This window comes from Allopseudospirillum japonicum (genome assembly GCF_900108915.1).
Lineage (GTDB): Bacteria > Pseudomonadota > Gammaproteobacteria > Pseudomonadales > Halomonadaceae > Pseudospirillum > Pseudospirillum japonicum.
On sequence record NZ_FNYH01000027.1, the window covers coordinates 1 to 2,373 of the forward strand.

The window sequence follows — 2,373 nt, forward strand, 5'->3', positions numbered from 1 at the left end:
TCCAAAGCAAGGCTGTGTTCACTTTCAATATAAAAACCTTTTTGCGTAGCTAAACCGGCTTGAGGACGACTCCAACGCCCCCAGTACACAGGCACTTGGTCATTTAAGGTATAGACATTTTTGCTTTCTTTTGAACTTTGATCTTTTTGCATAGTAGAGTACACAATATCATATTGTGTTGGGGACTTTCCTTGCATTGGTGGCTGTAAAGGCTTGCCATTGTCTATCAAAATAGGTCCACCGTTATTTTCAGTTCCTGATCCACCATTGGTATCGGTTTCTGACCCACCATTGGTATCGGTTTCTGACCCACCATTGGTATCGGTTTCTGATCCACCATTAGTGTCAGTTTCTGATCCACTATTGGTATCGGTTTCTGATCCACCACTGGTATCGGTATCTGATCCACCATTAGTGTCAGTTTCTGATCCACCATTGGTATCGGTATCTGATCCACCATTGGTATCGGTTTCTGACCCACCACTGGTATCGGTATCTGATCCACCATTAGTGTCAGTTTCTGATCCACTATTGGTATCGGTTTCTGATCCACCATTGGTATCGGTATCTGATCCACCATTGGTATCGGTTTCTGACCCACCATTGGTATCGGTTTCTGACCCACCATTGGTATCGGTATCGGTATCTGATCCACCATTGGTATCGGTTTCTGACCCACCATTGGTATCGGTTTCTGATCCACCATTGGTATCGGTTTCTGACCCACCATTGGTATCGGTATCTAATCCACCATTAGTGTCAGTTTCTGATCCACTATTGGTATCGGTTTCTGACCCACCACTGGTATCGGTATCTGATCCACCATTAGTGTCAGTTTCTGATCCACCATTAGTGTCAGTTTCTGATCCACCATTAGTGTCAGTTTCTGACCCACCACCTGTATTTATATTATCGTCTGGATTAACCGTATCCTCTGGATCAACCGTATCCTCTGGATCAACCGTATCCTCTGGATCAACCGTACCCTCTGGAGTAACCGTATCCTCTGGATTAACCGTATCGTCTGGATTAACCGTATCCTCTGGATTAACCGTATCCTCTGGATTAACCGTATCCTCTGGATTAACCGTATCCTCTGGATTAACCGTATCCTCTGGATTAACCGTATCCTCTGGATTAACCGTATCCTCTGGATTAACCGTATCCTCTGGATTAACCGTATCGTCTGGATTAACTGTATCCTCTGGATTAACCGCATCGCCTGGGTTAACTATATCCTCTGGATTAGGTGTATCTACAACAATACCATTCGTTGTATTCTCACCTATAAAAAAGTCTTCAAAAGAATTCGAAGTAGTTTCATTTTCTATAGGCGTTGTTGGTGTGATAGGCGGCAATTCAGGCAATACAGGGGGAGTAGTATTTGGAGGTTCAGGTGGTTGTGAATCTGGCAATATATTATCAGAATCTGTAGCTGGTATTTTTGTATCTTTATCATCAGGTATTTCCTGATTATTTAAGTTGTCTTGTAAATCATTTCCTAGATCTGAGTTTATAAGATTAGAAAGCGCTTTATCCTGATAATTCAAGCCACTATTAAAGGCAGCATCTTGATTGAAATTATTTCCCAGTTTTTCTTTGCTTGGATTGGATTCAATCTTCGGTTGATGGCTGGGAAAAGGCGCAAAGATAATCCCTTGTCGGCCATGAGTAAAGACGCTTTGACCAGGATTAACCTCTTGTAAAACGCCTCCCACCTGCATAAAAGCAGCACCTGAATTAACATGTAGATAACTTCCTTGGCTCATTCCAGGATAATCTGGGTGGCCATCCGCAGGAATATGATAGATTTCTATATCTGTACCACGAATACCTATAGTGGCTACAGGTGTTTTATATTTAACCTGATCTGGATTTAACTTACCTACAGCTCCTGTAATAGCCCTTAAACCACCTTGCAACAAACTAATACTGGATTTATTTTCCTCGGGAACATCTGCTTGATATTGAAACTCTTCTAAATAAATCTTGCTATATGGGCGAATAGCAAGGCGTCCACCATCAATATATAAAACTTGCACAACACTGGCTGCACCTGTTTCTAAGTAATCACCAACAAACAGCTCGGCATCTTTTTCTAACCTTCTTTCTTGTTGATCTACACCAATAAGTTTTAGGTGCTTTCCATGAGTGAATAACACTTTTGCGATCTGTTCTTTCGCTATCCCTAGCGGACTGACCAGCAATAAAAACAAGATAGAAAGATATTGATGCCATGCCATGTGAAAAATACCTAAAATGTTTATGGATTGATTTTTTCTAAACCAATCACACCCTGAATATTTTCTTGTAAGTGCTGTGCCTCAAAAGCGGACATAGCCCCTTGCGCTTGCTCACCAAGAAAACGGCCTT

General features: G+C 41.8%; 1 protein-coding gene. It reads right to left on the reverse strand.

The window, feature by feature from the left end; genetic code table 11:
* A partial coding sequence (locus BMX05_RS12305; protein ID WP_218139055.1) for a hypothetical protein occupies window positions 1–2,243 on the reverse strand: 2,243 nt, incomplete at its 3' end.
* Window positions 2,244–2,373 lie beyond the last annotated feature (130 nt).